Source organism: Pseudomonas sp. B26(2017) (assembly GCF_002113045.1).
In the GTDB taxonomy this organism is placed as follows: Bacteria; Pseudomonadota; Gammaproteobacteria; order Pseudomonadales; family Pseudomonadaceae; genus Aquipseudomonas.
In genome coordinates this window covers 174,126-199,867 of the sequence record NZ_NEJJ01000008.1, presented here as the reverse complement: position 1 = coordinate 199,867, position 25,742 = coordinate 174,126, and the positions used below count along the sequence as shown (strand labels likewise).

The 25,742-nt window shown below is 61.3% G+C and carries 20 protein-coding genes and 2 pseudogenes; 10 read left to right on the top strand and 12 right to left on the bottom strand.

The annotated features are described in order from the left end of the window. Positions 1-99: 99 nt before the first annotated feature. The 5 genes from CAF79_RS14230 (at position 100) to CAF79_RS14210 (ending at position 5,437) form a co-directional block, all read left to right on the top strand. Positions 100-1,407 carry an NAD(P)/FAD-dependent oxidoreductase gene (locus CAF79_RS14230; protein ID WP_085698285.1) on the top strand — a complete coding sequence of 436 codons (1,308 nt, stop codon included), beginning with the start codon at positions 100-102 and terminating at the stop codon, positions 1,405-1,407. Between the two features lie 58 nt (positions 1,408-1,465). Then, on the top strand, positions 1,466-1,882 hold the full coding sequence (locus CAF79_RS14225; protein WP_007950460.1) for a RidA family protein: 417 nt from the start codon (positions 1,466-1,468) through the stop codon (positions 1,880-1,882). Between the two features lie 27 nt (positions 1,883-1,909). Further along, positions 1,910-2,587, top strand: coding sequence for a DUF1028 domain-containing protein (locus tag CAF79_RS14220; RefSeq protein WP_085698284.1), 678 nt, complete (start codon positions 1,910-1,912; stop codon positions 2,585-2,587). Then, positions 2,584-3,732 (top strand): acetylornithine deacetylase, encoded by a 1,149-nt coding sequence (argE, locus tag CAF79_RS14215; protein WP_085698283.1) that lies wholly within the window; start codon positions 2,584-2,586, stop codon positions 3,730-3,732. The genes CAF79_RS14220 and argE overlap by 4 nt, the downstream gene beginning before the upstream one ends. A 289-nt stretch (positions 3,733-4,021) precedes the next feature. Then, positions 4,022-5,437, top strand: coding sequence for a cytosine permease (locus tag CAF79_RS14210; RefSeq protein ID WP_085698282.1), 1,416 nt, complete (start codon positions 4,022-4,024; stop codon positions 5,435-5,437). 70 nt (positions 5,438-5,507) lie between these two features. Here CAF79_RS14210 and CAF79_RS14205 read toward each other — a convergent pair whose 3' ends face one another. After that, positions 5,508-6,005 carry a helix-turn-helix domain-containing protein gene (locus tag CAF79_RS14205; protein WP_085698281.1) on the bottom strand — a complete coding sequence of 166 codons (498 nt, stop codon included), beginning with the start codon at positions 6,003-6,005 and terminating at the stop codon, positions 5,508-5,510. A 99-nt stretch (positions 6,006-6,104) separates the two neighbouring features. Between CAF79_RS14205 and CAF79_RS14200 the strand changes: the two genes are divergently transcribed. Both CAF79_RS14200 and CAF79_RS14195 read left to right on the top strand, forming a co-directional pair. Continuing rightward, positions 6,105-6,743, top strand: a complete 639-nt coding sequence (locus CAF79_RS14200; protein ID WP_085698280.1) for an isochorismatase family cysteine hydrolase — start codon at positions 6,105-6,107, stop codon at positions 6,741-6,743. After that, positions 6,740-8,305 carry an aldehyde dehydrogenase (NADP(+)) gene (locus CAF79_RS14195; protein WP_085698279.1) on the top strand — a complete coding sequence of 522 codons (1,566 nt, stop codon included), beginning with the start codon at positions 6,740-6,742 and terminating at the stop codon, positions 8,303-8,305. The genes CAF79_RS14200 and CAF79_RS14195 overlap by 4 nt, the downstream gene beginning before the upstream one ends. A gap of 46 nt (positions 8,306-8,351) precedes the next feature. Here the strand turns inward: CAF79_RS14195 and CAF79_RS14190 are convergent. After that, positions 8,352-8,629 (bottom strand): annotated as a pseudogene (locus CAF79_RS14190) ((Fe-S)-binding protein); the annotation flags it as partial. A gap of 10 nt (positions 8,630-8,639) precedes the next feature. Further along, positions 8,640-9,521, bottom strand: coding sequence for a LysR family transcriptional regulator (locus CAF79_RS14185; protein WP_039767672.1), 882 nt, complete (start codon positions 9,519-9,521; stop codon positions 8,640-8,642). A gap of 103 nt (positions 9,522-9,624) precedes the next feature. Here CAF79_RS14185 and CAF79_RS14180 point away from each other — a divergent pair, with 103 nt between their 5' ends. After that, the gene (locus tag CAF79_RS14180; protein ID WP_085698278.1) at positions 9,625-11,016 is read left to right on the top strand and encodes an aldehyde dehydrogenase family protein; all 1,392 of its coding nucleotides are present in this window, start codon (positions 9,625-9,627) and stop codon (positions 11,014-11,016) included. Between the two features lie 118 nt (positions 11,017-11,134). Here CAF79_RS14180 and CAF79_RS14175 read toward each other — a convergent pair. The 3 genes and pseudogenes from CAF79_RS14175 to CAF79_RS14165 all read right to left on the bottom strand — a co-directional run. After that, a pseudogene (locus tag CAF79_RS14175) lies at positions 11,135-11,299 on the bottom strand (short-chain dehydrogenase/reductase); the annotation flags it as partial. A 115-nt stretch (positions 11,300-11,414) separates the two neighbouring features. Further along, a complete protein-coding gene (locus CAF79_RS14170; RefSeq protein WP_085698277.1) occupies positions 11,415-12,584 on the bottom strand; it encodes a DUF1624 domain-containing protein in 1,170 nt (389 codons plus the stop codon). A 115-nt stretch (positions 12,585-12,699) separates the two neighbouring features. Beyond that, the gene (locus tag CAF79_RS14165; protein WP_085698276.1) at positions 12,700-15,729 is read right to left on the bottom strand and encodes an FAD-binding and (Fe-S)-binding domain-containing protein; all 3,030 of its coding nucleotides are present in this window, start codon (positions 15,727-15,729) and stop codon (positions 12,700-12,702) included. A gap of 159 nt (positions 15,730-15,888) precedes the next feature. Here CAF79_RS14165 and CAF79_RS14160 point away from each other — a divergent pair, with 159 nt between their 5' ends. Beyond that, positions 15,889-16,773 carry a LysR substrate-binding domain-containing protein gene (locus CAF79_RS14160; RefSeq protein WP_085698275.1) on the top strand — a complete coding sequence of 295 codons (885 nt, stop codon included), beginning with the start codon at positions 15,889-15,891 and terminating at the stop codon, positions 16,771-16,773. A gap of 42 nt (positions 16,774-16,815) precedes the next feature. On the opposite strand, the gene CAF79_RS14155 is transcribed toward CAF79_RS14160, so the two are convergent. Together CAF79_RS14155 and CAF79_RS14150 are read right to left on the bottom strand one after the other, a co-directional pair. Next, on the bottom strand, positions 16,816-18,090 hold the full coding sequence (locus CAF79_RS14155) for a glucarate dehydratase family protein (protein WP_085698274.1): 1,275 nt from the start codon (positions 18,088-18,090) through the stop codon (positions 16,816-16,818). A gap of 23 nt (positions 18,091-18,113) precedes the next feature. Then, the gene (locus CAF79_RS14150) at positions 18,114-19,481 is read right to left on the bottom strand and encodes an MFS transporter (RefSeq protein WP_085698273.1); all 1,368 of its coding nucleotides are present in this window, start codon (positions 19,479-19,481) and stop codon (positions 18,114-18,116) included. 126 nt (positions 19,482-19,607) lie between these two features. On the opposite strand from CAF79_RS14150, the gene CAF79_RS14145 reads away from it, so the two are divergent. Beyond that, a complete protein-coding gene (locus tag CAF79_RS14145) occupies positions 19,608-20,507 on the top strand; it encodes a LysR substrate-binding domain-containing protein (RefSeq protein WP_085698272.1) in 900 nt (299 codons plus the stop codon). Between the two features lie 142 nt (positions 20,508-20,649). Here the strand turns inward: CAF79_RS14145 and CAF79_RS14140 are convergent, their stop codons facing one another. The 4 genes from CAF79_RS14140 to CAF79_RS14125 form a co-directional block, all read right to left on the bottom strand. Then, positions 20,650-21,255, bottom strand: a complete 606-nt coding sequence (locus CAF79_RS14140; RefSeq protein WP_085698271.1) for a DUF6338 family protein — start codon at positions 21,253-21,255, stop codon at positions 20,650-20,652. Positions 21,256-21,378: 123 nt separating this feature from the next. After that, positions 21,379-22,992, bottom strand: coding sequence for a GMC family oxidoreductase (locus CAF79_RS14135; protein ID WP_085698270.1), 1,614 nt, complete (start codon positions 22,990-22,992; stop codon positions 21,379-21,381). A 174-nt stretch (positions 22,993-23,166) separates the two neighbouring features. Beyond that, complete coding sequence (locus CAF79_RS14130; RefSeq protein ID WP_085698269.1) at positions 23,167-24,384, bottom strand: mandelate racemase/muconate lactonizing enzyme family protein; 1,218 nt, start codon at positions 24,382-24,384, stop codon at positions 23,167-23,169. Position 24,385: 1 nt separating this feature from the next. After that, positions 24,386-25,705 carry a nitrate/nitrite transporter gene (locus CAF79_RS14125; RefSeq protein ID WP_085698268.1) on the bottom strand — a complete coding sequence of 440 codons (1,320 nt, stop codon included), beginning with the start codon at positions 25,703-25,705 and terminating at the stop codon, positions 24,386-24,388. Positions 25,706-25,742 lie beyond the last annotated feature (37 nt).

Here is a 25,742-nt window from a genome sequence, read left to right as displayed (position 1 = left end):
TATTTTACCGATAACCACCCCCTCCCTAGTCTGATCCCAAGCACAGAGAACAGGTCGACAGCGACCTGAATCCAACGGCCTCGTGAGAAGGGATCAGAGATGACCACTGAAATAATAAAAACAGACACGCTTGTTGTCGGCGCCGGTCAAGCGGGTGTGGCCATGAGTGAACACCTGAGCAAACTCGGTGTGCCGCACCTGGTGCTGGAGCGCAGCCGCATTGCCGAACGCTGGCGCACCGGGCGCTGGGATTCGTTGGTGGCCAACGGTCCGGCGTGGCACGACCGCTTCCCGGGGATGGAATTCGATGATGTCGATCCGGACGGTTTCGCCCACAAGGAACGTGTCGCCGACTACTTCGAAGCCTACGCCAGGAAATTCAACGCGCCGATCCGCACCGGCGTCGATGTGAAAAGCGTGGTGCGCAATGTCGGGCGTCCGGGCTTCACCGTCGAGACCTCCGAGGGTGTGATCGAAGCGGCCCGCGTCGTCGCCGCCACCGGCCCGTTCCAGCGTCCGGTGATCCCGGCGATTGCGCCGAAGGATGAACGTCTGCTGCAGATCCACTCGGCCGACTATCGCAACCCGCAACAACTGCCGGCCGGCGCGGTGCTGGTGGTCGGTGCCGGTTCGTCGGGCGTGCAGATCGCCGATGAGTTGCAGCGCTCGGGCAAGCAGGTTTACCTCTCGGTCGGCGCCCACGACCGCCCTCCTCGCGCCTACCGCAACCGCGATTTCTGCTGGTGGCTCGGCGTGCTCGGCGAGTGGGATCAGGCCGCGATGAAACCCGGCCGTGAACACGTGACCATCGCCGTCAGCGGCGCCCACGGTGGCCGTACCATCGACTTCCGTGGTCTGGCCCATCGCGGCATGACCCTGGTCGGCGTCACCGAATCGTTCAGCGACGGCGTGGTGACCTTCAAACAGGACCTGCGCGACAACCTCAAGCGTGGCGATGAAAACTACCTCGCGCTGCTGGATGCCGCCGATGCCTACATCGAGCGCAACGGTCTCGACCTGCCGCTGGAACCGGAAGCCCGCGAGACTTATCCGGATCCTGAATGCGTGAAAAACCCGCTGGCCGATCTCGATCTGGCCGCCGCCGGCATCACCTCGATCATCTGGGCCACCGGGTTTGCCGTGGACTATTCCTGGCTGAAAGTCGCGGCATTCGACGACAACGGCAAGCCGCAGCACCAGCGCGGCGTGTCCAGTGAGCCGGGCGTGTATTTCCTCGGCTTGCCGTGGCAGTCGCGACGCGGTTCGTCGTTCATCTGGGGCGTGTGGCACGACGCCAAGCACGTGGCCGATCACATCGCCACCCAACGCAAATACCTGGCTTATCGCGATGCCGAACAACGCGAAGCCGCGCTGCACAACAACGCTGTCGACACCGTCGACGCTTGATTCCCCTCTTCAATCCCGGCGCCTGTCGCGCCGGGTCCGATTTCGTCAGGAGCCTCACATGAGTCAGCCAACCCACACCCGCATTCGTATGTTCAACACCAAGGACACCTACCCGAACCAGACGCTGGACAACGACCTGTGTCAGGCCGTGCGTGCCGGCAACACCGTGTATGTCCGCGGTCAGGTCGGCACCAATTTCGACGGCGAACTGGTCGGCCTCGGCGACCCGCGCGCCCAGACCGAACAAGCGATGCGCAACGTCAAGCAACTGCTCGAAGAGGCCGGCAGCGACCTGAGCCATATCGTCAAGACCACCACTTACCTGATCGACCCGCGCTACCGCGAGCCGGTGTATCAGGAAGTCGGCAAATGGCTCAAAGGCGTGTTCCCGATCTCCACCGGGCTGGTGGTGTCGGCTTTGGGTCAGCCGCAGTGGTTGATGGAAATTGATGTGGTTGCGGTGATTCCCGAGTAATTCGACCTTAGCGAAAGGAGGCCACACATGACATTTTCCATCGCCGCCCGTTGCCCCGAAACCGGTCAGTTCGGCATCGCCATCAGCTCCTCCAGCATCGCCGTCGGCGCCCGTTGTCCGTGGCTGTTGCCGGGGGTCGGCGCGGTGTCGAGCCAGAACATCACCTTGCCGTCGCTCGGCCCGGAAGTCCTCGCCCTGATGGAGCAGGGCCTGGCGCCCGAGGCCGCGCTGGACAAGGTGTTGACCCGCAATGGTTACAGCCAGTATCGACAGATCACGGCGATCAACCACCTCGGCCAGACCGCGCATTTCAGCGGCGCGCAAACCCTTGGCGTGCACAACGCCGTGTCGGGCGAGCAATGCGTGGCGGCGGGCAACATGCTCGCCGGGCGCTCGGTGATCGAAGCCATGGTCAGCGCGTTCGAAGAAGGCGAAGGCCAATTGGCCGATCGCCTGATCAAGGCCCTGCACGCCGCCCAGGCCTTGGGCGGCGAAGCGGGCCCGGTGCATTCGGCAGCCGTGGTTGTGGTCGGCGAGTTGACCTGGCCCATCGTCAACCTGCGGGTGGACTGGGCCGATGAAGACCCGATCAGGCAATTGCAAAAACTCTGGGACGCCTATCGCCCGCAGCTTCAGGACTACATCGACCGCGCCCTCGACCCGGCGAAGGCGCCGGGTTATGGAGTCGCGGGAGACGACCGATGAGCAACAGCGTCGCGTTGCTCAAGACGCTGGTGGGGTTCGACACCACCAGCCGCGAGTCCAACCTGCAACTGATCGACTTCGTGCGCAGCTACCTCGAAAGTTTCGATGTGCCGTGCGAACTGATCTACAACGATGAGCGCAGCAAGGCCAATCTGTTCGCCACGATCGGCCCGGCCGATCAGCCGGGCATCGTGCTGTCGGGGCACACCGATGTGGTGCCTGCCGATGGTCAGCCGTGGACCGTGCCACCGTTCGAACTGAGCGAACGCGACGGCAAGCTTTACGGTCGCGGCACGGCGGACATGAAGGGCTATATCGCCTGCGTGCTCGCGCTGGTGCCGTCGTTGATCGAAGCACCTTTGCGTATGCCGGTGCATATTGCTCTGTCTTACGACGAAGAGGTCGGCTGCCTTGGTGTGCGCTCGCTGCTCAAGGTGCTGGAGCAGCGTCCGGTCAAACCGCTGCTGTGCATCATCGGCGAGCCGACCGAACTCAAACCGGTGCTCGGACACAAGGGCAAACTGGCGATGCGCTGTGATGTCCAGGGTCATGCCTGCCACTCGGCCTATGCGCCACTCGGGGTCAATGCCATCGAGTGCGCCGCCGAGTTGATCGGCGAGCTGGGGCGCATCGGTCGACAGCTCAAGGAGGAACACCTCGACCCGCGTTTCGACCCGCCGTACTCAACGGTGCAAACCGGTGTGATCAGCGGGGGCAAAGCATTGAACATCGTCCCCGCCGATTGCCGTTTCGACTTCGAAATCCGCGCCCTGCCCTCGCAGGATCCGGCGGTCGTCGCGCAGCAACTCAAGGCCTACGCCGAACAGCAAATGCTGCCGCGCATGCGGGCGGTCAGCGAGCAGAGCGATATCCGTTTCAGCGAGTTGTCGGCGTATCCGGGGCTGGCCACAGATGCCCGGAGCCAGGCTGCGCAATTGATCGCCACGTTCTGTGGCTCGGACGATTTCGGCACCGTAGCGTTTGGCACTGAAGGCGGATTGTTCGACGCGGTGGGGATTGCCACGGTGGTGTGCGGCCCCGGCAGCATGGATCAAGGCCACAAGCCGGACGAATTCGTCAGCCGCGATCAGCTCAAGGCCTGCGATGAGATGCTGCAACGGATGCTGGCGTCGATTCGAATGTGAAAAAAGCGGTCTGGCTGCGGGATTCGAGTCTGCAGCCGCGCCGTAGCATCACCGACAGACAGCTGCTCCGATGGAGGTCAGCTGCGCTGTCGTTCATGGCGCTGAAATGCCCGAGACAGAGCGTTTCCAGCCGTCCGGAGAGCCTCGTTTTTTTAGCGCCTGAAGCAACAAAACTACTAATTTATCTCTCCCCTTTCCTTGCCCATGATCACCCCAACAAGAAATGCGCCGTCCGTGCCGGCGCTCACTGAAGTACGTCCACGTACTCGTCCTTGCCTTGGAGTTCGTCATGGCCACCTCTGCAACAACGTCCGCACCGCTCATTGAAAAACACACGATCGGCTATGTGCCACCCGAAGATCGCCACGGAAAGGTTCGGGATCTGTTCACCCTCTGGTTCGGCGGCAATATCGCGCCGTTGCCCATCGTCACCGGCGCCCTCGGCGTACAACTGTTTCACCTGAATCTGGTGTGGGGCATCGTCGCCATTCTGGTCGGCCATCTGGTCGGCGGTGTGCTGATGGCGCTGCACTCGGCGCAAGGCCCGCAGATGGGTATTCCGCAGATGATCCAGAGCCGTGCGCAGTTCGGCTCTCTCGGCGCGCTGCTGGTGGTGTTGATTGCCGGCGTCATGTACATCGGTTTCTTCGCCTCCAACATCGTGCTCGCCGGCAAGTCCCTGCATGGCGTGGTCGACAGCGTTCCGGTGCCGGTCGGCATCGTCATCGGTGCGCTGGGCTCGGGGATCATCGGCATCATCGGTTACCGCTTCATCCACGTGCTCAACCGCATCGGCACCTGGGTGCTGGGGATCGGCATCGTGGTCGGCTTCGGCTACATCCTCACCCACATCCAGACCGATGATTTCCTCACTCGTGGCAGCTTCAACATTTCCGGCTGGCTCGCCACCGTGTCGCTGGCGGCGCTGTGGCAGATCGCGTTTGCGCCTTATGTGTCGGACTACTCGCGCTACCTGCCGGCCAACGTGCCGGTGGCGGCAACCTTCTGGACGACCTATCTGGGATCGGCGCTGGGTTCGAGCCTGTCGTTCGTGTTCGGCGCCGTCGCCGTGCTGGCAACCCCGGTGGGCATGGACACCATGGACGCGGTAAAACTTGCCACCGGCGCCATCGGCCCGTTGATGCTGGTGCTGTTCCTGCTCAGCGTCATCAGCCACAACGCCCTCAACCTGTACGGCGCGGTGCTGTCGCTGATCACGCTGGTGCAGACCTTCGCTTACCGCTGGATCCCGACCGCCAAGAGCCGCGCAGTGATTTCGATCATCGTCCTGCTGGCCTGCTGCTTCGCTGCGGTTGGCGCCTCGGCGGACTTCATCGGCCACTTCGTCGACATGGTGCTGGTGTTGCTGGTGGTGTTGGTGCCATGGACCGCGATCAACCTGATCGACTTCTACGCCATCCACAAAGGCCAGTACGACATTGGCTCGATCTTCCAGGTCGACGGCGGCATCTACGGCCGTTACAACCCGCAAGCCTTGCTGGCGTATGCGATCGGCATCGTAGTGCAGATTCCGTTCATGAACACGCCACTGTACGTCGGGCCGGTGTCGGCCCACATCAACGGCGCAGACCTTTCCTGGCTGGTGGGGTTGCTGGTGACGTCGCCGCTGTATTTCTGGCTGGCGAATCGCGACAGTGCTTATCGCCGGCGGCTGACCTCCGGGAAACTGGTGAACAGCCTGTAAGCCATCCGTTCCGCGCTGACACATGAAGGCCCTCTGATGTGAGGGCCTTTTTTGCTTTGTGGGGGAGCGTCTATTTCGTCTTGAACGCCTCGCGCCGAGCCTGTCGTTCGGCGGCGTACGACTCTTGCGGCTGACTGATCAAATCCTCACGGCGCAATACTTCACCGCAGTGATCGCACAGCGGCCCGAGGCCTGCGCTGTGGTTGCAGTTTTTGTGAATCATGTTCACCGCCAGCCCTTCCTCGGGGGACTTGCACCAGGTCTCGCCCCAGGCGCGTAACGCAATCACCACCGGATAAAACGCCTCGCCTTTCGCGGTGAGGTGGTACTCGTAGCGTTTCGGCCGTTCGTTATACAGACGACGTTCAACGAGCCCGTCTGCCTCAAGGCATTTCAATCGAGCGGCGACCATCTGCGGCGTAGCGCCGGTCTGGGCCAGGATCTCGTCGTAGCGATGGCTGCCCATGAACAATTCGCGCAAAACCAGCACCGTCCAGCGGTCGCCGACGATCGCCTCGGCCCGGGAAATCGGGCACAGCGTATCGGGAAGACTATCGTTTACAGCCATCAGGGCTTGCCTCTTTCACAGTTACTATGATTATCATATCAACACGATGCGGGAACAAGCCCTGAGCATCGATCACTCTCATTGCCGGAGTACACCGTCATGTCGAAACCTCTCTATCCGCTCGACAGAACCGCCTACCTGCTAGTCGATCCGTACAACGATTTTCTCTCCGACGGCGGCAAGATCTTTCCGCTGATCAAACCGATGGCCGAGCAGAACGGCCTGCTCGACAACCTGCGCAAACTCGATCGCGCCGTGCGCGCCCTGCCGATTCCGGTCGTCATCGTACCGCATCACCGCTGGGTCAAAGGCGACTACGAGAACTGGGATCACCCAAGCCCGACCCAATGCAAGATCATGCACATGCACCACTTTGCGCGCGGCGAATGGGGCGGTGAATGGCACCCGGATTTTGCACCGAAGGACGGCGACATCGTGGTTCAGGAACACTGGGGGTCCAGTGGATTTGCCAATACCGACCTGGATTTTCGCCTCAAACAAATAGGCATCACCCACGTCATCATTGTCGGCCTGCTGGCCAATACCTGCATCGAAGCCACCGCACGCTACGCGTCCGAGCTCGGCTACCACGTCACGCTGGTGCGCGACGCGACCGCCGCGTTCAAAGAGGAAATGATGCACGCCGCCCACGAACTCAACGGGCCGACGTTCGCCCATGTCATCACCACCACAGACGAACTGATCGCCAACCTTCAGTCGCAAGGTGGCGCGAAATGAGTCTGACCGGTCACCTGCTGATCGGCGCCGCTGAGGTGCCCGCTACCGAAGGCACGATGAAGGCGCTGAATCCGGCAACCAATTCGCTGATCGAACCGGAATTCGCCTTCGGCGGTGCAGAGCAAGTCGATCAGGCGGCAACCCTCGCCGACGCGGCATTCGATAGCTACAGCCACACTTCGCTGGCCGAACGTGCGGCGTTTCTCGAAAGCATCGCCGACAACCTCGACGCCGTCCGTGAGGAACTGGCCGCCCGTGCTGCGCTGGAAACCGGTCTGCCCCAGGCACAACTGGAAGGCGAAACCGTCAAGGCCGCCACCCAGTTCCGCCAGTTCGCCGACGTGGTGCGCAAGGGACGCTTCCTTCAACTGGCCATCGACCCGGCGCAACCTGATCGCCAGCCGCGACCACGGATGGATCATCGCCTGCAGAAAGTCGCCATCGGCCCCGTGGCGATCTTCGGTGCGAGCAATTTTCCGATCTCCTATTCGGTCGCCGGCGGCGATACCGCATCGGCGCTGGCGGCCGGTACGACGGTGATACTCAAGGCCCACAACGCCCATCCCGGCGCTTCGGAAATCCAGGCCCGCGCCATCCGCAAGGCGGTGCAGATGCATGGCCTGCACGAAGGGGTTTTCTCCATGGTGCGCGGTGGTGGCAATGCCATCGGTGAGGCGCTGGTCGATCATCCTTTGATTAAAGCGGTGACCTTCACCGGTTCGGAGCTTGGCGGCATGGCGCTTTATCGCCGCGCTCAATTACGCCCCGATCCGATCCCGGTGTTCACCGAAATGACCAGCGTCAATCCGACGTTCATCTTGCCCGTAGCGCTGGCGACACGAGGCGGTGAGATCGGCGATGGTTTTATCGAGCGGATGCTGGTGAATGTCGGGCAGGCCTGCCTGTGTCCGTCGATTCTGATTGCGGTCGAAGGCGAAGGTCTGCAAGCGCTACGTAGCGCCATGATCAAGCGGGTCAGCGAAGCGCCGGCGCGCACGATGCTGACGCCGGGGATTCACGCTTCATACGCCAAAGGATTGATGGCGATGGAAGGCCTGGGGGCAAATCGGGTGGCGGTCGGCGCGCCGGCGGATGGCCAGTTTGAAGGCCGCTCGGCGCTGCTGGAAGTTGACGGCCATCGCCTGCTCAGTGAACCGGCGCTGGCCCATGAAGTGTTCGGCCCGGCGGCATTGTTGGTAACGGTCAGAGATGAGGAAGAGTTGCTGGCCGTCGCCCGTTCGTTCAAGGGTCAGTTGAGCGCAGCCGTTCACCTTGAAGACCGCGACCTCGATCTGGCACGACGCCTGCTGCCGATTCTCGAACGCCGCACCGGACGCATCGTGGTCAACGCTTTCGCCCATCCGCAGGAAGTGACCTTCGCCACCGTACACGGTGGGCCGTTCCCGGCCACTTCGGACAGCCGCTTCACCTCGGTCGGCATGACCTCGATAGAGCGCTTTTTGCGGCCGGTGGCGTATCAGGGCTTTCCCGATGCGTTGTTACCGGCAGTGTTGCGCGATGCCAATCCACTCGATCTGCCGCGCATTATCGACGGCCAATAATAAATGCCCGGTTCGGCAAATCACCGAACCGGGCACTCTCATTCAATCAAATGAGCAAGTCTTCAAAGAAGGCACCGTACGGAAGCTCAGGGTGCTCGATCTGGATTTCCAGAATCCACACACCGGCATTCGGCGCCTGATCGAAGTCCCCCAGATTGCCGCCCCGATAAATTGCATGCGGAAAATCACTGACCCGGTGGCCCTCTTGATGTCCAGGTTCAACTTCCAGCCCATCGCCTCGGCCTGATCCGTGGCGTAGCGGTACAGCTCGACACCGGTTACGCCCTGACGCCAGAAGGCCTCGACCTTGTCGAAGAGCTCTTTGAACAACGTGTCAATTCTCTTCTGCGCGCACCACACCACGCTCTTCCAGCAAGCGCACAAACATGCTCAGACTGCGCGAAACCGTACCCCGCCGCCATACCAGCCACGTCGTCAGATAGCGGAAATCCGCCGCCAGCGGCCAGACGCTCACCGTCGCGCAACCGGGCATGCTCTGCAGCATGCTGCGCGGCATCAGAGCCAGACCGGCGCCCGCACTGACGCAGGCGAGCATGCCGTGATAAGACTCCATTTCAAAAATCTTGCCCGGTACCGCAGCGTCGGTGCTGAACCATTTTTCGAAGTGATGGCGATAGGAGCAGTTCGAACGGAATGCATAGATGTTCTCGCCATTCACGTCCGCAGCGCGCTGGATCGGCCCGTGATGCAGCGGCGAGATGATGACCATTTCCTCTTCGAACGCCGGAATGCCTTCCAGCGCCGGGTGCAAGACCGGGCCGTCGACGAACGCTGCCGCCAGGCGCCCGGAAAGCACACCGTCGATCATTGTCCCGGACGGGCCGGTCGACAGGTCCAGATCGACCTTCGGATGTTGCTGGTTGTAGGTCGCCAGCAAACCGGGAATACGTACCGCCGCCGTGCTCTCCAGCGAGCCCAGCGGGAATGCGCCTTGCGGTTCCTCACCGGCCACCGTGGCCCGCGCTTCCTGGACCAGATCAAGAATGCGCCGCGCGTATTCGAGAAAACTCCAACCGGCCGGCGACAGCCGCAAGCGGCTTTTCTCGCGGATGAACAGGTCGACGCCCAGGTCTTCCTCCAACTGCTTGATGCGGGTCGTGAGGTTCGACGGCACGCGATGGATCTGCGCCGCCGCCGCGCTGATGCTGCCGTGCTCGGCAACGGCCTTGAAAATTTCCAGTTGCACCAGATCCACAGTCATTCTCCAATCGTGAAAGAAACGCTCTTTATTATTCAGTTTCCAGAAACTTAACGCCACCCTACTCTGAGCACATCCACTGACCTCGCAGGACGATGCCATGAGCCCGATTTCCAGCCAGACCCACGCCATTTCGATCAACCCCGCCACCGGCGAGCAGATCGGTCACTACGCCTTCGAATCCGCCGAGGCTCTCGACGCTGCGCTGACCCGCGCCGCATTCGGCTTCAACAAGTGGAAACGCAAGCCATTGCAAGACCGCTCCCGCGCTCTGACCGCGCTGGCCGGCGCTCTGCGTGACAGCAGCGAAGCCATGGCGACCATGATCACCCGGGAAATGGGCAAGCCGATCGCCCAGGCCCGTGGCGAAATCGAGAAGTGCGCCAAGCTCTGCGAGTGGTACGCCGAACACGGCCCGGCCATGCTCAACGCCGAAGCGACTCTGGTCGAAGGCGGCAAGGCGCGCATCGAATACCGTCCGCTCGGCCCGATCCTCGCCGTGATGCCGTGGAATTTCCCGATCTGGCAAGTGCTGCGCGGCGCCGTTCCAGCGCTGATCGCCGGCAATACTTACGTGCTCAAGCATGCGCCGAATGTGATGGGCAGCGCCTATCTGTTGCGCGACGCGTTCACCCGCGCCGGTTTTGCCGATGGCGTGTTTGAAGTGCTCAACGTCACTCCGCAAGGCGTGTCCACCGCCATTGCTGACCCGCGCATTGCCGCCGTAACCCTGACCGGCAGCGTTCGCGCCGGCATGGCCATCGGCGCACAGGCCGGTGCCGCGCTGAAGAAGTGCGTGCTGGAACTGGGCGGTTCCGATCCGTTTATCGTGCTCAACGACGCCGATATTGATGAAGCCGTGCAAGCGGCAGTCATCGGTCGTTACCAGAACTCCGGGCAAGTCTGCGCCGCCGCCAAACGTCTGATCATCGAAGAAGGCGTGGTTGAAGAGTTCACCCGCAAGTTCGTCGAAGCCACCCGCCAGTTGAAGATGGGCGACCCGTTGTCCGCCGACAACTACATCGGCCCGATGGCCCGTTTCGATCTGCGTGACGAACTCGATCAACAAGTACGCGCCACCCTGGAAGAAGGCGCCACCCTGCTGCTCGGCGGCGGCAAGGCCCAAGGCCCGGGCAACTATTACGAACCGACCGTGCTGGCCGACGTCACCGACCGCATGACTTCGTTCAAGCAGGAACTGTTCGGCCCGGTGGCCTCGATCATCACCGCTCGTGACTGCGCCCACGCCGTGGCCCTGGCAAACGACAGCGAGTTCGGTCTGACTGCAACGATCTACACCGCCAACGTTGCCCTGGCCCAGCAACTCACCAGCGAACTGGAAACCGGTGGTGTGTTCATCAACGGCTACTCCGCCAGCGACCCGCGCGTGACCTTCGGCGGCGTGAAGAAGAGCGGTTTCGGCCGCGAGCTGTCGCACTTCGGCGTGCGCGAGTTCTGCAATGCGCAGACGGTGTGGCTGGATCGCAAATAATCCAATAGCCCAAAAACCATGTGGGAGCGAGCTTGCTCGCGATGACACCTTCACGATCAACATTGATGTTGAATGTCAGGCAGCCATCGCGAGCAAGCTCGCTCTCACAGGTTTTGTGTCAGTCCTTGAAATCCGTGGACAGCGCCAGCTCACTCCACTCGGCCAACTCCTGCGCCACCAAACGGTTCTTCGCCTCGATCCGCGCAATCGTGTCGCTGCCCAGCGCCAGCCGCTGCGGCGGGTTCGGCGTGTTCACCAGCACCAGCATCGCTTCGGCAAACTCGCGCCCTCCCGGCCTCCACCTTTACTACCCGAGCCGACGCCACGTACCGGCGCCGCTCAAGGCGTTTATCGATTTCGCCCGCAATGCCCGCGAGGGCTAAACGGGCTGAACTGTTCTACAGATACTTCAGCCACGCGATGTCACGTCGCCGGGCCTTCAACGCCGAAAACCAGCGCACCGCCGGGAACAACGCGACCGCCAGCACCACCGCCGCCAGCCACACCGCTGCCACAGAGGAGAAACCAAAATACGTGCCCTGATTAAGCCCGAACAGCGCCACGCCGATCAGGTACAACAGCTTCAGGGCATACAGGTGCAGCAGGTAGAAAAACATCGGCGCCGAACCGAACACGGTCAGCCAGCGAATCCAGCGTCGATCCTGCGCGCGCTCGAACACCAGCAACAGCAGCAGCCCGACGCTCACCGTCAAGGTGATGAACAACAGCGACGGCGGGTATTTGGTGATGTTGAAAAAACTCATCAGGGTTTGCAGGCTGTTGTCATTGATCGACCACGGTTTCTCGCCATAACCGTTGACCAACCGCAGAGCCACGAACCCCAGCAACCCGGCCATGCCACCGATCAGCAAACGGCGCTGGCGCAACCCTGCATCGGCTGCGCGGGCGAACCACGGCCCCAGCGCATAACCCAGACCGATCACGCCGATCCACGGTAGCAACGGATACGACGTGCGCAGACGCAAGGTCTCGCCCACCTCGATCCAGCCCCGGTCATGCAGGATCGCCCATGGCACGTGCAGTGCCGACTCGGTTGCGAAGTGCAGTCCGTCGAGCAGGTTGTGTCCGGCGATGATCGCCAGGCTCAGCGTCAACAGCAGCCAGCGTGGCAGCCAGACCAGCAGCGACAGCGCGATCATGCTCAGGCCGATTGCCCAGATCACTTGCAGGTAGATCACGGTGGGTGGCAACTGGAACGTCCAGGCGAAATTCACCAGGGTGAATTCGAGCGCGACCAGAAACAGTCCGCGCTTGAACAGGAAGGCACTGACGTCAGCCTTGCCGTCGTACTTTTCTCCGAACAGCCATGCTGACAACCCGGTCAGCAGCACGAACACCGGCGCACACAGATGCGCCAGGGTACGGCTGAAGAACAGCGCCGGCTCGGTGCTGGCGATGTCCATCGGGTCGGTGACCTGACGATGCAACAGAAAGGTTTCGCGCACGTGGTCCAGCAACATGAACAGAATCACCAGGCCACGCAGTGCATCAATGGACAGCAACCGGCCAGTCGCCGAGGGGGCAGAACGGGGAACCGCAATCGTCATGGAGGTATCGCAATCGAATGGTTGATCGATGCGACCGCCCGTAAGCGGCCGCGCAATTTGCGTTACTTTATAACATGAAAAACCGATCCAATCGCTAGCGGTTCTCAAACAGCGATCACGCTTTACGCAAGACTTCCAGCACGACCTGCAACGGATGGCGCAGTTGTCGATCGGCCTGGCGCTTGACCTGACTGCGGCAGGAATAGCCGGTGGCCAGTGCCTCGCCCTTCTCCGCCGGGGCCTCGATCTGCTTGGCCCAGGATTGCTCGTAGATCACCGCCGACGTCTCGCGATTGCGCGCTTCATGTCCGTAAGTGCCGGACATGCCGCAGCAGCCGGTGGCCTGGGTCGCCAGCTTCAGGCCAACACGTTCGAACACCTGCTCCCATTGCCGGGTGGCAGCCGGGGCGTTGGTTTTCTCGGTGCAGTGCGCCAGCAGGCGGAAGGTGCCGGCGCGGCGCTGGTCGGTCTGCTCCGGCATGACCTTGAGCAACCACTCCTGCACCAGCGCCACCTCCGGGCATTTCTCCATCTCCGGCACTTTCAGATACTCCTGGCGATAGACCAGGGTCATGGCCGGGTCGAGTCCCACCAGCGGCACACCAACCTCGGCCAGTGCGCGCAGCTGTCCGGCATTGCGCAACGCCGCACGATTGAACGCCGAGAGGAAACCCTGCACATGCAGCGGCTTGCCGTTGGCGCTGAACGGCGCCAAGTAAACCTGATAACCCAGTCGCGAAATCAGCTCGATCAGATCCGCCAGCAATGGCGCCTCGAAGTATCGGGTGAACGCATCCTGCACCAGCACCACACTGCGCTCACGTTGCGCCTGGGTCAGCGCCGAAAGCACCTTGACCGACGCCGACTGAACCTGCCAGCGACGCATCGCCGCGTGGAAATCGAAACGGCTGAGCAACGGCACATCGACCATGCCGCCAAGACGCTCGATCAAGCGACGGCTGAACGAGGCGCCCATCAAACCGTTATAGAGAAACGGAATCCGCGCCATGTACGGAATCGTGTATTCCAGCGAAGCGATCAGATAATCCCGCGCCGGCCGCAGGTAACGGGTGTGGTACAACTCCAGAAACCGCGAGCGGAAGTCCGGCACGTTGACTTTCACCGGGCACTGTCCCGCGCAGGACTTGCACGCCAGGCACCCGGCCATGGCGTCATACACCTCATGTGAGAAGTCCTTTTCCTGCGCACGGCTGTTGCGCCAACGCTGCAGCAACGTGCTGAAAAACGGCGGACGACGGCTGGCATCGGCCAATACATCAACACCCGCCTCCCCCTGCAAACGCAGCCATTCACGAATCAGCGAGGCGCGACCCTTGGGCGATTGCGCACGCTGGCGAGTGGCTTTCCACGACGGGCACATCGCATCGTCGGGATCGAAGTTGTAGCAGGCGCCGTTGCCGTTGCAGTGCATGGCCGCGCCGTAGTCCTGCCAGACTTTCTCGTCGATCTGCCGATCGAGTTCGCCGCGCAGGGTCACTTCGTCGATTTTCAGCAATGCAGCGCCGGGGATATCCGGCGTGGCGATCTTGCCGGGGTTGAACTGGTTGAACGGATCGAACGCCGCCTTCAAGGCTTGCAGCGCCGGGTACAACTCGCCGAAGAAGGCCGGTGCGTACTCCGAGCGCAGGCCCTTGCCGTGCTCGCCCCACAACAGGCCGCCATAACGCTGGGTCAGCGCAGCGACACCGTCCGAAACAGGGCGTACCAGCGCGGCTTGTTGCGGGTCCTTCATGTCGAGAATCGGCCGCACGTGCAGCACGCCGGCATCGACGTGGCCGAACATGCCGTATTGCAGCTTATGGCTGTCGAGCAGCTCGCGCAGTTCGGCGATGTACTCGGCCAGATGCTGCGGCGGCACGGCGGTGTCTTCGACAAACGGCTGCGGCCGCGCTTCACCGGCAACGTTGCCGAGCAACCCCACCGCGCGTTTGCGCATGCCATAAACGCGGTTCACCGCCGCATGCCCGACGGCCAGCGTATGGCCCAGGCGCTCGACCGTGGCGTCGGTGCCCAAATGCTGGACGAAGGCTTCGACCCGGCCTTGCAATTCCTCGGGATCGTCGCCGCAGAACTCCACCAGATTGATCCCGAGCGTCGGCCGCTCGGCGCTTTCCGGGAAGTACTCGGCGACGCCATGCCAGACGATGTCCTGCATCGCCAGCAACAGCACTTTGGAGTCGACGGTTTCGATCGACAACGGCTTGAGCGCCATCAACGCCCGGGCATCACGCAAGGCATCCATGAAGCCGGCGTAGCGAATGTTCACCAGCATCGTGTGCCTGGGAATCGGCAACACGTTGAGCTTGGCCTCGACCACAAACCCCAGCGAACCTTCAGCGCCGCACAGCACGCTGTTGAGGTTGAAACGGTTCTCAGCCTCGCGCAGGTGCGCCAGGTCGTAGCCGGTCAGGCAGCGGTTGAGATCGGGGAAGGTTTCCCGGATCAGCTCGCCCTGCTCATCGATGATCTGCCGCGCGCAGCGATACACCTCACCGGCCCGGCCCTCACGCGCGCATTCCGCTGCCAGTTCGCTTTCTTCCAACGGGCGGCCGTGCAAACGCTCGCCACCACGCAGGACCATGTGCAGTTCCAGCACGTGGTCGCGGGTCTTGCCGTAGGTGCAGCTGCCCTGGCCGCTGGCATCGGTGTTGATCATGCCGCCGACGGTGGCGCGGTTCGACGTGGACAGTTCCGGAGCGAAAAACAGTCCGGCGGATTTCAGTGCCGCGTTGAGCTGGTCTTTCACCACGCCGGCCTCCACCCGTACCCAACGCTGTTCAACGTTGATTTCAAGAATGCGGTTCATGTGCCGCGACAGGTCGACGACGATGCCGTCGGTCAACGACTGGCCGTTGGTGCCGGTGCCGCCACCACGAGGCGTGATCACGACTTTCTGGTAAGCCGGCTCGGCGATCAGGCGCGCGAGCAGCGCCACGTCGTCGGCGTCACGCGGGAATACCGCCGCTTGCGGCAAGCGCTGGTAGATCGAGTTGTCCGTGGCCAGCACCACGCGGCTGGCGTAATCGGCGCTGATCTCGCCACGAAAACCGCCGGTTTCAAGGGCTTTGAGAAACTGCTGGTAGTCGGTGTTCAACGCAGTGGAAGGCGACAGCTGGACAATCATCGGGCGTGCAATCTCGGTCAAAAACGGGCCGTGTGGCGGTGAACAGTTGTGCGCAATGAATGATTGCGTCACGCTCCCGCCATCTCATAGGCCTTATGTTCATTGCAGAGCGATGCCGGGACAACCGTAAAATCGACCCGCAATCCATGACTAAAACGAATGAATCCGCGAACTCTCACTCCCTCGATGTCGTTGCTGCTGGCGTTTGAAGCCGCCGCGCGCCATGAAAGCTATACCCGCGCCGCTCACGAACTGTCGTTGACCCAAAGCGCGGTCAGCCGTCAGGTGCAGATTCTGGAAAAGATGCTCGGCATGCGCCTGTTCAGCCGCGAAGGCCGGCGGGTGATTCTCACCGACGTCGGGCGCATGTACCAACGCGAACTGTCCGAAGCCCTCGGCCAGATTCGCAGCGCGACGTTGCAGGCGATGGCGTTTGGCTCGGGCATTCACAGTTTGCGCCTGGCGACGCTGCCGACCTTCGGCTCAAAATGGCTGCTGCCACGCTTGAAGGATTTCTACACCGCGCACCCCGGCATGACGGTGCACCTGCATTCACGCATCGAAACCATCGACTTCGACACCAGCGAAATCGACGCGGCGATCTGCGTCGGCGGCGGCGACTGGCCAGGGCTGACCGCCCACCGTCTGCACACCGAAGAACTGGTGGTGATTGCCAGTGCGCAGCTGTCCGATGCCGAGCGTCGTGCGGCAGACGAAGATATTGCCGGGCAACTGCTGCTCAACGTCAGCAGCAATGCTCAGGCCTGGTCCGAGTGGTTCAGCCATCACGCCCTGCCCCATCGCAGTATGCGCATCGGTCCGAGCTTCGAGATGACCTCGCACTTGATCCAGGCTGTGCGCGCCAATATCGGGATCGGGCTGGTGCCGAGAATTCTAGTGGAGGATGAGCTGCACAACGGCGAGTTACTGCAGCTGGGCGAACCGATCAGCAGTCGCCGCAGCTATTACCTGGTATACCCGGCGCGCAATGAGTCGCTGGCATCGCTGAAGGCGTTTCGCGACTGGTTGATGCGCACGCTCTGAAACAACAGAGGGCGCCGTTCGACACCCTCTGGTTTTGCTCAATCAGAATCGCGGCTTCAGCGCTTTCCAGTCAGGTTTGTAGCGCTGCATTTGCCGTACATCATCGCGCTGGCGGATGCCGCAGGTCAGGTACTGATCATGCAGCTTGCCGAGCTGATCGTGATCCAGTTCCAGCCCGAGGCCCGGTGCACGAGTGATCTTCACGCAGCCATCGACGATCGGCAGCTTGCCGCCCTTGATCACTTCTTCATCCGGCTCCTGCCACGGGTAATGGGTGTCGCAGGCGTAGTCCAGATTCGGCACCGCGGCCGCCACATGCGCCATCGCCATCAGGCTGATGCCCAGGTGTGAGTTGGAATGCATCGACACGCCGAGGCCAAAGGTGTCGCACATTTTCGCCAGGGTCTGGGTGTCGCGCAGGCCGCCCCAGTAATGGTGATCGGCGAGGACAATCTGCACGCTGTTCAACGCAACGCTGCGGCGGAATTCGTCGAAATCGGTGACCACCATGTTGGTCGCCAGCGGCAGCCCGGTGCGCTTGTGCAGCTCGGCCATGCCGTCGAGGCCCGGGGTCGGGTCTTCGTAATACTGCAAATCGTCGCCCAGCAACTGCGCCATGCGGATCGAGGTTTCCAGCGACCAGTTGCCGTTGGGATCGATGCGCAACGGATAACCGGGGAAGGCCTTTTTCAACGCCTTGATGCACGCCACTTCGCGCTCCGGCGGCAGCGTGCCAGCCTTGAGCTTGATGCTCTTGAAACCGTAGGCCTCGATCATCCGCGCAGCCTGGGCGACGATCTGCTGCTCATTCAGCGCCTCACCCCAGTTGTCCGGTTTGTACGGCGAATCGACGTGCTGCGCATACTTGAAAAACAGGTACGCACTGAACGGCACTTCATCGCGCACCGCTCCGCCCAACAGGTCCACCAGCGGCACGTTCAAGTAGCGGGCCTGCAAGTCGAGGAACGCTACTTCAAACGCCGAATATGCGTTGCTCACCGCTTTACTGGCGTGGGAACCCGGCGCGAGTTCGGCACCGGCCAGACTGGCAGGCTTGTTGGCAGCAACCGTCGCCTGAACGATCCGACGCAGCTGATTGAGATTAAAGGGATCGAGGCCGATCAACTGCGACTGCAGCTGTTGCTGGATCGCCAGCGCCGGAGCATCGCCATAGCTTTCGCCGAGGCCGATGTAGCCGTTGTCGCTCTCGATTTCGATGATCGAGCGCAGAGCGAACGGTTCGTGGATGCCACTGGCGTTGAGCAGCGGCGGATCACGGAAGGCAATGGGAGTGACGGTGACGCGAGTGATTTTCAAAATGACGCTCCTTTGAGACGGAATCAGTGGCTCGCCGCCGGGTTGGCCGTCGGCGCGACGGCGTTTTCGGGTTCAGGCTTTACCGGGTTTTTACCCTTGGCGCCGGGCGCCATCCGAGCGAAGAAGATCACCACTGCCGCTACCAGCGAGGTCGCCGCCAGGCCATACAGGCCGCCCTCAATGGAGCCGGTGGTCTGCTCCAGAAAACCGAACGCGGTCGGCGCAACGAAGCCGCCGAGATTGCCGATGGAGTTGATCAACGCAATGACCGCCGCCGCGATGCGCGCATCCAGATAGCTTTGCGGAATCGGCCAGAACAGCGCCGAGGCTGCCTTGAAGCCGATGGCCGCGAAACAGATGGCGACGAAGGCGAAAATCGGCCCGCCCGTGGTGGACATGAACATGCCGAACGCGGCGATCACCAGGGTCAGCGCGACCCACGCCTGCTGGAATTTCCACTTGCCCGCCATTGACGCGAAGCCGTACATCGCGACGATGGAAATGATCCACGGCACCGAGTTGAGCAGCCCGACCTGGAAGTCGCCGAGGTTGCCCATTTTCTTGATCATGCTCGGCAGCCAGAACGTGGCGCCATAGATGGTCAGGGCGATGGAGAAGTAGATGAAGCAGAACAGCGCGATCTGCCGGTCCGCCAACAGTTTGAACATCGAAGGTTTGGCGACGTGGGTTGCTTCGCGTGCACGTTGTTCTTCGGTGATCGCGGCCACCAGTGCCTCGCGCTCCTCCTCGCTCAGCCACTTGGCCTGGCGCGGATGAGATTGCAGCCAGAACCAGACAAACCCGCAGAGCACCACCGACGCAGCGCCTTCGATCAGGAACATCCACTGCCAGCCGTGCAGGCCCAGACCGCTGATGTGCAAAAGAGCACCGGACACCGGGCCGGAAATCACCGAGGCAATCGCCGATCCGCTGAGAAACACCGCCATGGTCTTGCCGCGCTCCGAGGCCGGTAGCCATTGGGTGAAGTAATAAATGATCCCAGGGAAGAACCCGGCCTCGGCAGCGCCCAATATGAAGCGCAACACATAGAAACTGGTTTCACCCTTGACGAACGCCATGGCCATCGCCGCCGCGCCCCAGGTGAACATGATCCGCGTCAGCCAGGCGCGGGCGCCGTAGCGTTGCAGAAGCATATTGGACGGCACTTCAAACAAGGCGTAACCGATAAAAAACAGACCGGCGCCGAGGCCGTATGCAGCAGCGCCGATCCCCAGATCGGTTTCCAGATGACTGCGCACGAAACCGATGTTGACCCGGTCGATGTAGTTGACGATGAACATCACCACGAACAGCGGCAGCACATGACGCTTGACCTTGGCGGCGGCGCGGGCGAGTACCGTGATGTCCGGTGAACTCTGGAGGGTATTCAAGGGGCGACTCCCGATCTTTGTTTTTGTTGGGATAGCGGCGGCCTTTGAGGCGTAGAGCGATCATGGACGGAGCCATTGATCCCGTCTAATCTAACTTGGCATTCGATTGATACCCGGATTAGATCAATGTTCGAACTGACCCAACTGCGCTGCTTCACTACCGTCGCCACCGAACTGAATTTCCGCCGTGCCGCCGAACGGCTGAACATGACCCAACCGCCATTGAGCCGGCAGATCCAGTTGCTGGAGCATCACCTGGGAGTCGAACTGTTTACCCGCAGTACACGCAGCGTGGCGCTCACCGCTGCCGGCCGCGCATTTTTCATCGAGGCGCAGAATCTGCTGGAGCGCGCGCAACAGGCCGCTGTCACTGCCCGGCGTTTTGCCGAGGGTGATATCGGTTCGGTGAACATCAGTTTTGTCGGCAGCGCGGTGTATGAGTTCTTGCCCAAGGTTATCGCCGAGGCGCGCCTCAAGCAGCCGCAGGTGAAGATCGACCTGACCGAAATGAACACCTACCAGCAACACGAAGCCCTGCGCGCCCGACGCATCGATCTGGGCATCGTCCGCGCGCCGTTGCTGGAGCCCGGTTACGCCACTGAGTGCCTGGTGCGAGAGCCGTTTGTGCTGGCGGTGCCGAGTGGTCATCGACTGGCGAACGCCGACGATGTGTCAGTGAAGGACCTGGATGGGCAGCCGTTCCTGATGTATTCCCACGCAGCCTATCCGCCGTTCAACGAATTGCTGACCGGCATGCTGCGCTCGGCCCGGGTTGCTCCGGATTACGTGCAGTGGCTGGGTTCTTCCTTGACGATTCTGGCGCTGGTCAATGCGGGCATGGGGCTGGCACTGGTGCCGCGTTGCGCGACCAGTGTGGTGTTCAGGAATGTGGTGTTTCGCGAGATCGATCTGGGCGAAGGGGTACAGAGCGAACTGCATCTGATCTGGCGGGAGAACAACGACAACCCGGCGTTTGCGATGTTGCTGGAGGGCATTCGCCGGGCGGTGAAGGATGGATGGGGTTAGGAATGGGTATGCAGATATGGAGGGTACTTCGGCGGAGGAGGTGCCTTTGATGCCTCGATCAATGGTTTCTCCAGCCGTTTCCCGTCCGGCCCTACAAAAAGACGCTTTATATGTGGCGGTATTGGTTGTGATGCTCTGGCGGTCATGATGAACCCTCTGAGACAGGGCTGAATTCAACCCATTTAACCCTTGTGGAATCTATCAGCAAAAATTCCGCGCTAATAGGCACCTCCGTTCCATCCTCGTTGATCCAGCAGGGATACTGCATCACAAACTGGCCGCTGGTTGACTCGGGCGGCCACTCCACCGGCCAGCCTAGAACGCGCCTTTCATCATCCAAATGCAGGGTGATAACGCGATCATATTTCGCAAATGCGCTGAACCATTGACTGGGGTAGGAAGATTGTTTCGTGACGTTTCTGCTGCTCAACCAACGATGCAACTTGCCATTGGCTGACAGGCAACAGGCCAACAACCCGAGTACCAGCGAAGCAAAAAATGCCCACGACGCTTCAGCTTTTGCATCCCATTTTCCTACGGAAAATCCCCTCTCCCCCACCCACACACAAACCGCTCCAACTCCCAGCACCATTGCGTGAATTACAAACGTGAAAATCAGCGCCTGCACAATCTGCCCGAACGTATCCGGCCGCTTGAACGCCGTCAGGGTGTAGAAAATCCAGGCCGAGACGAACCCCGGGATCAGGTACTGCAACAGCAGAATCACTTCTTTCACCAGATCATCCATGATCGGTCGCTCCTTGAATCAGAAAAACAATCTTCCAGAAACAGCGATGCCGGCCCGTAACGGGCCGGCATTCAAAGCCTAGTGCACGCTGGAAAGACGCTTGCGATCAAGTGTCACTGCGCATTACGCATCCTGCAGAATCAGATCCGCGCCCTTCTCCGCCACCATCAGCACCGCCGCATGGGTGTTGCCCGACGTCACGTTCGGGAAGATCGACGCATCGACAATCCGCAATCCGTCGAGGCCATGCACCTTGAGGCGCTTGTCGACTACCGAAGTCTGCTCGTCCGCCCCCATCGCGCAGGAGCCGCACAGGTGATAGATCGAGCCGCAATTGTCGCGGAAGTACTGGAGCATCTGCTCGTCGCTTTCCACTGCCGGTCCCGGCAGAACTTCATCGACCGTGATGCCCTTCAATGAAGGCGCGCCCATGATCTTGCGCATCAGGCGACTGCCCTGGATCACCTCGTCGATGTCCTTTTGCGTGCTCAGATAGTTCGGGTCGATCAACGCCGCATCGCGCGGATTTTTCGAGGCAATCGTGATGTGACCGCGACTGGTCGGGCGGCACGGGTTGAAGCACAGCAGGAAACCTGAATACGGCTCGGGCTTGAGGCTGGCCTTGTTGTTCTTCGGAATCTGGTACGACAGCGGGTTGAAATACAGCTGCAGGTTCGGATGGCTCTGTTCCGAATTGCCACGGAAGAATCCACCGGCCTGATTGACGCTCATCGCCAGCGCGCCCTTGCGGGTCAGCAGGTATTTCACGCCGAGTTTGAACTGGCCGAACAGCGAGCTGAGTTCATCGTTCAGAGTCGGGACGTTGGCCTTGTAGTAGTAGCTGACGCACAGGTGATCCTGCAGGTTATGCCCCACTGCCGGCAGGTGTTTGACCAGCGGAATCTGATGTTTGGCCAGTAGGGTGCGATCGGCCACGCCGGACAGTTGCAGGATCTTCGGTGTGTCGACCGCACCGGCACACAGGATCACTTCCTTGCGCGCCGTGAACGTTCGCGTCACACCATGCTGAGTGATGGAAATACCGGTGGCGCGCTGTTGGCTCTCATCAAACAGCACTCGATCAACCAGCGCGTAATGCTCGACCGTCAGGTTCTGCCGGCTCAGTGCCGGGTGCAAATGGGCGAAGCTGCTGGAGCTGCGCTGACCATTGCGGGTGTTGACGTCGTAGATGCCCGCGCCTTCGAATTTCGGCCCATTGAAATCGTCGCTGCGCGGGTAGCCTAGTTCATCGCAGCCCTTGAGAAACACGTCGCAGATCGGGTGGGTCTGGCCGGTCATCGGGGTGATGCTGATCAGGCCGCTGCCGCCGTGGTATTCGCTGTCGCCCAGCGGATGGTTTTCCAGTTTGCGGAAGTACGGCAGCACATCCTTGAAGGCCCAGCCGTCGTTGCCGTTGGCCGCCCAGTCGTTGAAGTCATGGGCCTGGCCACGCACGTAGATCATTGCGTTGATCGAGCCCGAACCGCCCTGGACCTTGCCACGCGGGGCGTAGATTTCGCGATTGCCCAACTGTTTTTGCGGCTGGCTGTAATACATCCAGTTGAAGGTCGGGTTGTAATACATTTTGGCGAAGCCGACCGGGATCCTGAACCACAGGGAACTGTCCTTGCCGCCCGCCTCCAGCAGCAGCACCGTGTATTGGCCCGAGGCCGAAAGCCGGTTGGCCAGCACGCAGCCAGCGGCGCCTGCGCCAGCGATGATGTAGTCGTATGTCATGCACGGTTACCGCGTAAGTCGTTGTACAAAGAATGCCTGTCAGCCAGGCACTATCCTTGTGGGAGCGAGCTTGCTCGCGATTGCGGTGCCGCATTCAACATTGATGCTGACTGAACTGACGCTATCGCGAGCAAGCTCGCTCCCACAGGTCTTGCGGTTGGGTTAGAAACCTCGTCAGCCCTTGGCCGGCGATGTGTCTTTGACGTCGGCCGGGATCGAGGCCATTTGCAGGTGCAGGCGCTCACCGGTGTACGGCGAATGCTTGCGCACCACGTCCATGTTCAGCTCCACGCCCAGGCCCGGCTCGGTGGACGGGATGATGTAACCGTCCTCCCACTGCAACGGCTTTTTCAGGACCTCGGCGTGGAAGCCGCCCCAGGTCTCGATGCTTTCCTGGATCAGGAAGTTCGGCGTGCAGGCCGCGAGCTGGAAACTCGCTGCAGCACCAATCGGCCCGTTGTAAAGATGCGGGGCGATTTGCGCGTAATAGGCCTCGGCCATGCTGGCAATCTTCTTGCCTTCGAGCAGGCCGCCGCAGCGCGCCACGTTCATCTGCAGAATCGACGCACCGCCGGCCTGCAACAGCTTGAAAAATTCGTACTTGGTGGTCAGGCGCTCGCCAGTGGCGATTGGAATGCTGGTCTTGGCCGCGACCTGCGCCATGGCTTCTTCCTGTCCTGGCGGCACCGGTTCTTCGAACCACAGCGGATCGTATTTCTCCAGGCGCCTGGCCAGGCGAATTGCCGAGGACGGCACCATTTGCCCGTGGGTACCGAACAGCAGATCGCACTTGTTGCCCACCGCTTCGCGGATCTTGCGGCAGAAGGTTTCACAGCGCTCCAGCACTTCCAGCGAAATCTGATGCCCGGAGTACGCGGTGTACGGCCCGGCCGGATCGAACTTCACAGCGGTGAAGCCTTTGTTCATGTTGTCGATGGCGCATTCGGCGGCCAGGTCCGGGTCGTCGTAGTCGTACTCGCCACGGCTATTGACCGGGTACAAGTAGGTGTAGGAACGCAGGCGCTCGTGAACCTTGCCGCCGAGCAGCTCGTAGACCGGTTTGCTCGCAGCCTTGCCGATGATGTCCCAGCAGGCCATTTCCAGACCGCTGACCACGCCCATCATGGTCAGGTCGGGACGCTGGGTGAAACCGCTCGAATAGGCCTGACGAAAGAAGCGCTCGATGTGGTGCGGATCCTGATTCAGCAAGTAGCGCTCGAACACATCTTCGATGATCGGCAGCATGGCTTTGGGGCCGAAGGTCGCGGCGTAGATTTCGCCGACACCTTCGATGCCGCAGTCTGTCTTGAGCTTGACGAACAGCCAGTACATGCCGCCAATGTGCGGTGGCGGTACGGCGACGATATGGGTTTCAAGGGCGACGATTTTCATCTCAGGCACCTGTCTTTTTCAGAGATTTGCGATTGATTCGGGCACGCAGGGTCACGGCAGCCAGGGTGCCGATAAGACCGATAGCGGCGATGTAGCCGAAATAGAGCTTGTAGCCGAGGGCGCCGGGGAAATGCTCAGTGAGGTAGCCGTTGATCAACGGGATGAACGCATCCGGCATGTAACCGACCACCGAGACGATGCCAATGGCCAGTCCGGTGATGCGCAGCGGAATGTTGCAGCTGTCGAGGATCGCCCAGTACAGACCGCGAATCGCGTAGGTCATCAGGCCGATGAAAATCACTGTCGCGATCAGCAGTCCGATGCTGTTGAGCGCCGGGAACACGATCAGCCCGACGATTGCCAGACTCGCCAGCAACAGCGCGGCGATCAGCACCGAGATGTTCGAAAACTTGTCCCCCAGCCAGCCGCCGCCGATGCCGCCGATCGGACGCATCCACAGTTTGATGGTGGTGATGGTGCCGGCCATGACGGCGGTCAGGCCGCTGCCTTGCAGGTAGTCCGAGAAGCTGTAGGTGGCCCAGAAGATGTGATAACCGCAAAACACGATCGCGGTAACCAGCCACAGTTCAGGAATCTTCACCAACGTCGCCAGATCCGTGAACAGGTTGAACTTGCCCTTCTCCACCGGCGGCGTGTCCTCCATCGATTTCGGATCCTTGATCAGCACCAGCACACAGCCGATGGCGATGCAGGTGAAGGCGTAGAGATAAACCACGTGTTTGAAACCTTCGGCAGTGGACTCGCCACGGGTTTCGGTGGCGTAGGCGAACAGCCCGAGCGCAACCGTTGCCAGCAGCGCTTCGACCAGTCCGCGCCCCCCATCGAGGATGCCGAAAAAACGACCCTGTTCGGTGTGATGGGCAATCATCTTCACGCGCTTGAGCACCGAGGCCCAGAACGTCAGGCCGGTGGTCAGTCCCCAGCAGCCGAAGATGATCATCAGCCCGGTCATCGACGGCGCCGTCGAATACCACAGACCCAGCGCGCCAGTGGCCACCAGCGAAAAGAAAATCAGGAAACGCGGCGCGATACGGTCGGCCAGCCAGCCGCTCGGCAAGTAGCTGAGCAGGAAAATCGTCCCAAGCATCGAGTACAGATAGCCCAGCTCGCTGTGGCTGATCTGGAACACCTCGAGCATGGTCGTCTGATAGACCTGACGCAGGTACAGAATCGGGTAGATCGCACCGGCGGCGAGCACCAGCAACATCAGCTGGAAATAGCGACTTCCCTTGTCGCTGCGGCTTTTCGAAGCCGAGTTGGAACCCTGAACAGCGGCAGCAGTGGATGCATGCTTGGACATTGAAGTGACCTCGGGCGACCCGTGCTCCGGGCGCCCC

What these genes read in the sequence shown, in the direction of transcription:
- CAF79_RS14145 (WP_085698272.1), top strand. Translation starts at nt 19,608, where the DNA reads ATGTTCGAACTGACCCAACTGCGCTGCTTCACTACCGTCGCCACCGAA.
- CAF79_RS14160 (WP_085698275.1), top strand. Translation starts at nt 15,889, where the DNA reads ATGAATCCGCGAACTCTCACTCCCTCGATGTCGTTGCTGCTGGCGTTT.
- CAF79_RS14130 (WP_085698269.1), bottom strand. Translation starts at nt 24,384, where the DNA reads ATGAAAATCGTCGCCCTTGAAACCCATATCGTCGCCGTACCGCCACCG.
- CAF79_RS14200 (WP_085698280.1), top strand. Translation starts at nt 6,105, where the DNA reads ATGTCGAAACCTCTCTATCCGCTCGACAGAACCGCCTACCTGCTAGTC.
- CAF79_RS14205 (WP_085698281.1), bottom strand. Translation starts at nt 6,005, where the DNA reads ATGGCTGTAAACGATAGTCTTCCCGATACGCTGTGCCCGATTTCCCGG.
- argE (WP_085698283.1), top strand. Translation starts at nt 2,584, where the DNA reads ATGAGCAACAGCGTCGCGTTGCTCAAGACGCTGGTGGGGTTCGACACC.
- CAF79_RS14140 (WP_085698271.1), bottom strand. Translation starts at nt 21,255, where the DNA reads ATGGATGATCTGGTGAAAGAAGTGATTCTGCTGTTGCAGTACCTGATC.
- CAF79_RS14165 (WP_085698276.1), bottom strand. Translation starts at nt 15,729, where the DNA reads ATGATTGTCCAGCTGTCGCCTTCCACTGCGTTGAACACCGACTACCAG.
- CAF79_RS14135 (WP_085698270.1), bottom strand. Translation starts at nt 22,992, where the DNA reads ATGACATACGACTACATCATCGCTGGCGCAGGCGCCGCTGGCTGCGTG.
- CAF79_RS14180 (WP_085698278.1), top strand. Translation starts at nt 9,625, where the DNA reads ATGAGCCCGATTTCCAGCCAGACCCACGCCATTTCGATCAACCCCGCC.
- CAF79_RS14170 (WP_085698277.1), bottom strand. Translation starts at nt 12,584, where the DNA reads ATGACGATTGCGGTTCCCCGTTCTGCCCCCTCGGCGACTGGCCGGTTG.
- CAF79_RS14230 (WP_085698285.1), top strand. Translation starts at nt 100, where the DNA reads ATGACCACTGAAATAATAAAAACAGACACGCTTGTTGTCGGCGCCGGT.
- CAF79_RS14125 (WP_085698268.1), bottom strand. Translation starts at nt 25,705, where the DNA reads ATGTCCAAGCATGCATCCACTGCTGCCGCTGTTCAGGGTTCCAACTCG.
- CAF79_RS14225 (WP_007950460.1), top strand. Translation starts at nt 1,466, where the DNA reads ATGAGTCAGCCAACCCACACCCGCATTCGTATGTTCAACACCAAGGAC.
- CAF79_RS14195 (WP_085698279.1), top strand. Translation starts at nt 6,740, where the DNA reads ATGAGTCTGACCGGTCACCTGCTGATCGGCGCCGCTGAGGTGCCCGCT.
- CAF79_RS14220 (WP_085698284.1), top strand. Translation starts at nt 1,910, where the DNA reads ATGACATTTTCCATCGCCGCCCGTTGCCCCGAAACCGGTCAGTTCGGC.
- CAF79_RS14210 (WP_085698282.1), top strand. Translation starts at nt 4,022, where the DNA reads ATGGCCACCTCTGCAACAACGTCCGCACCGCTCATTGAAAAACACACG.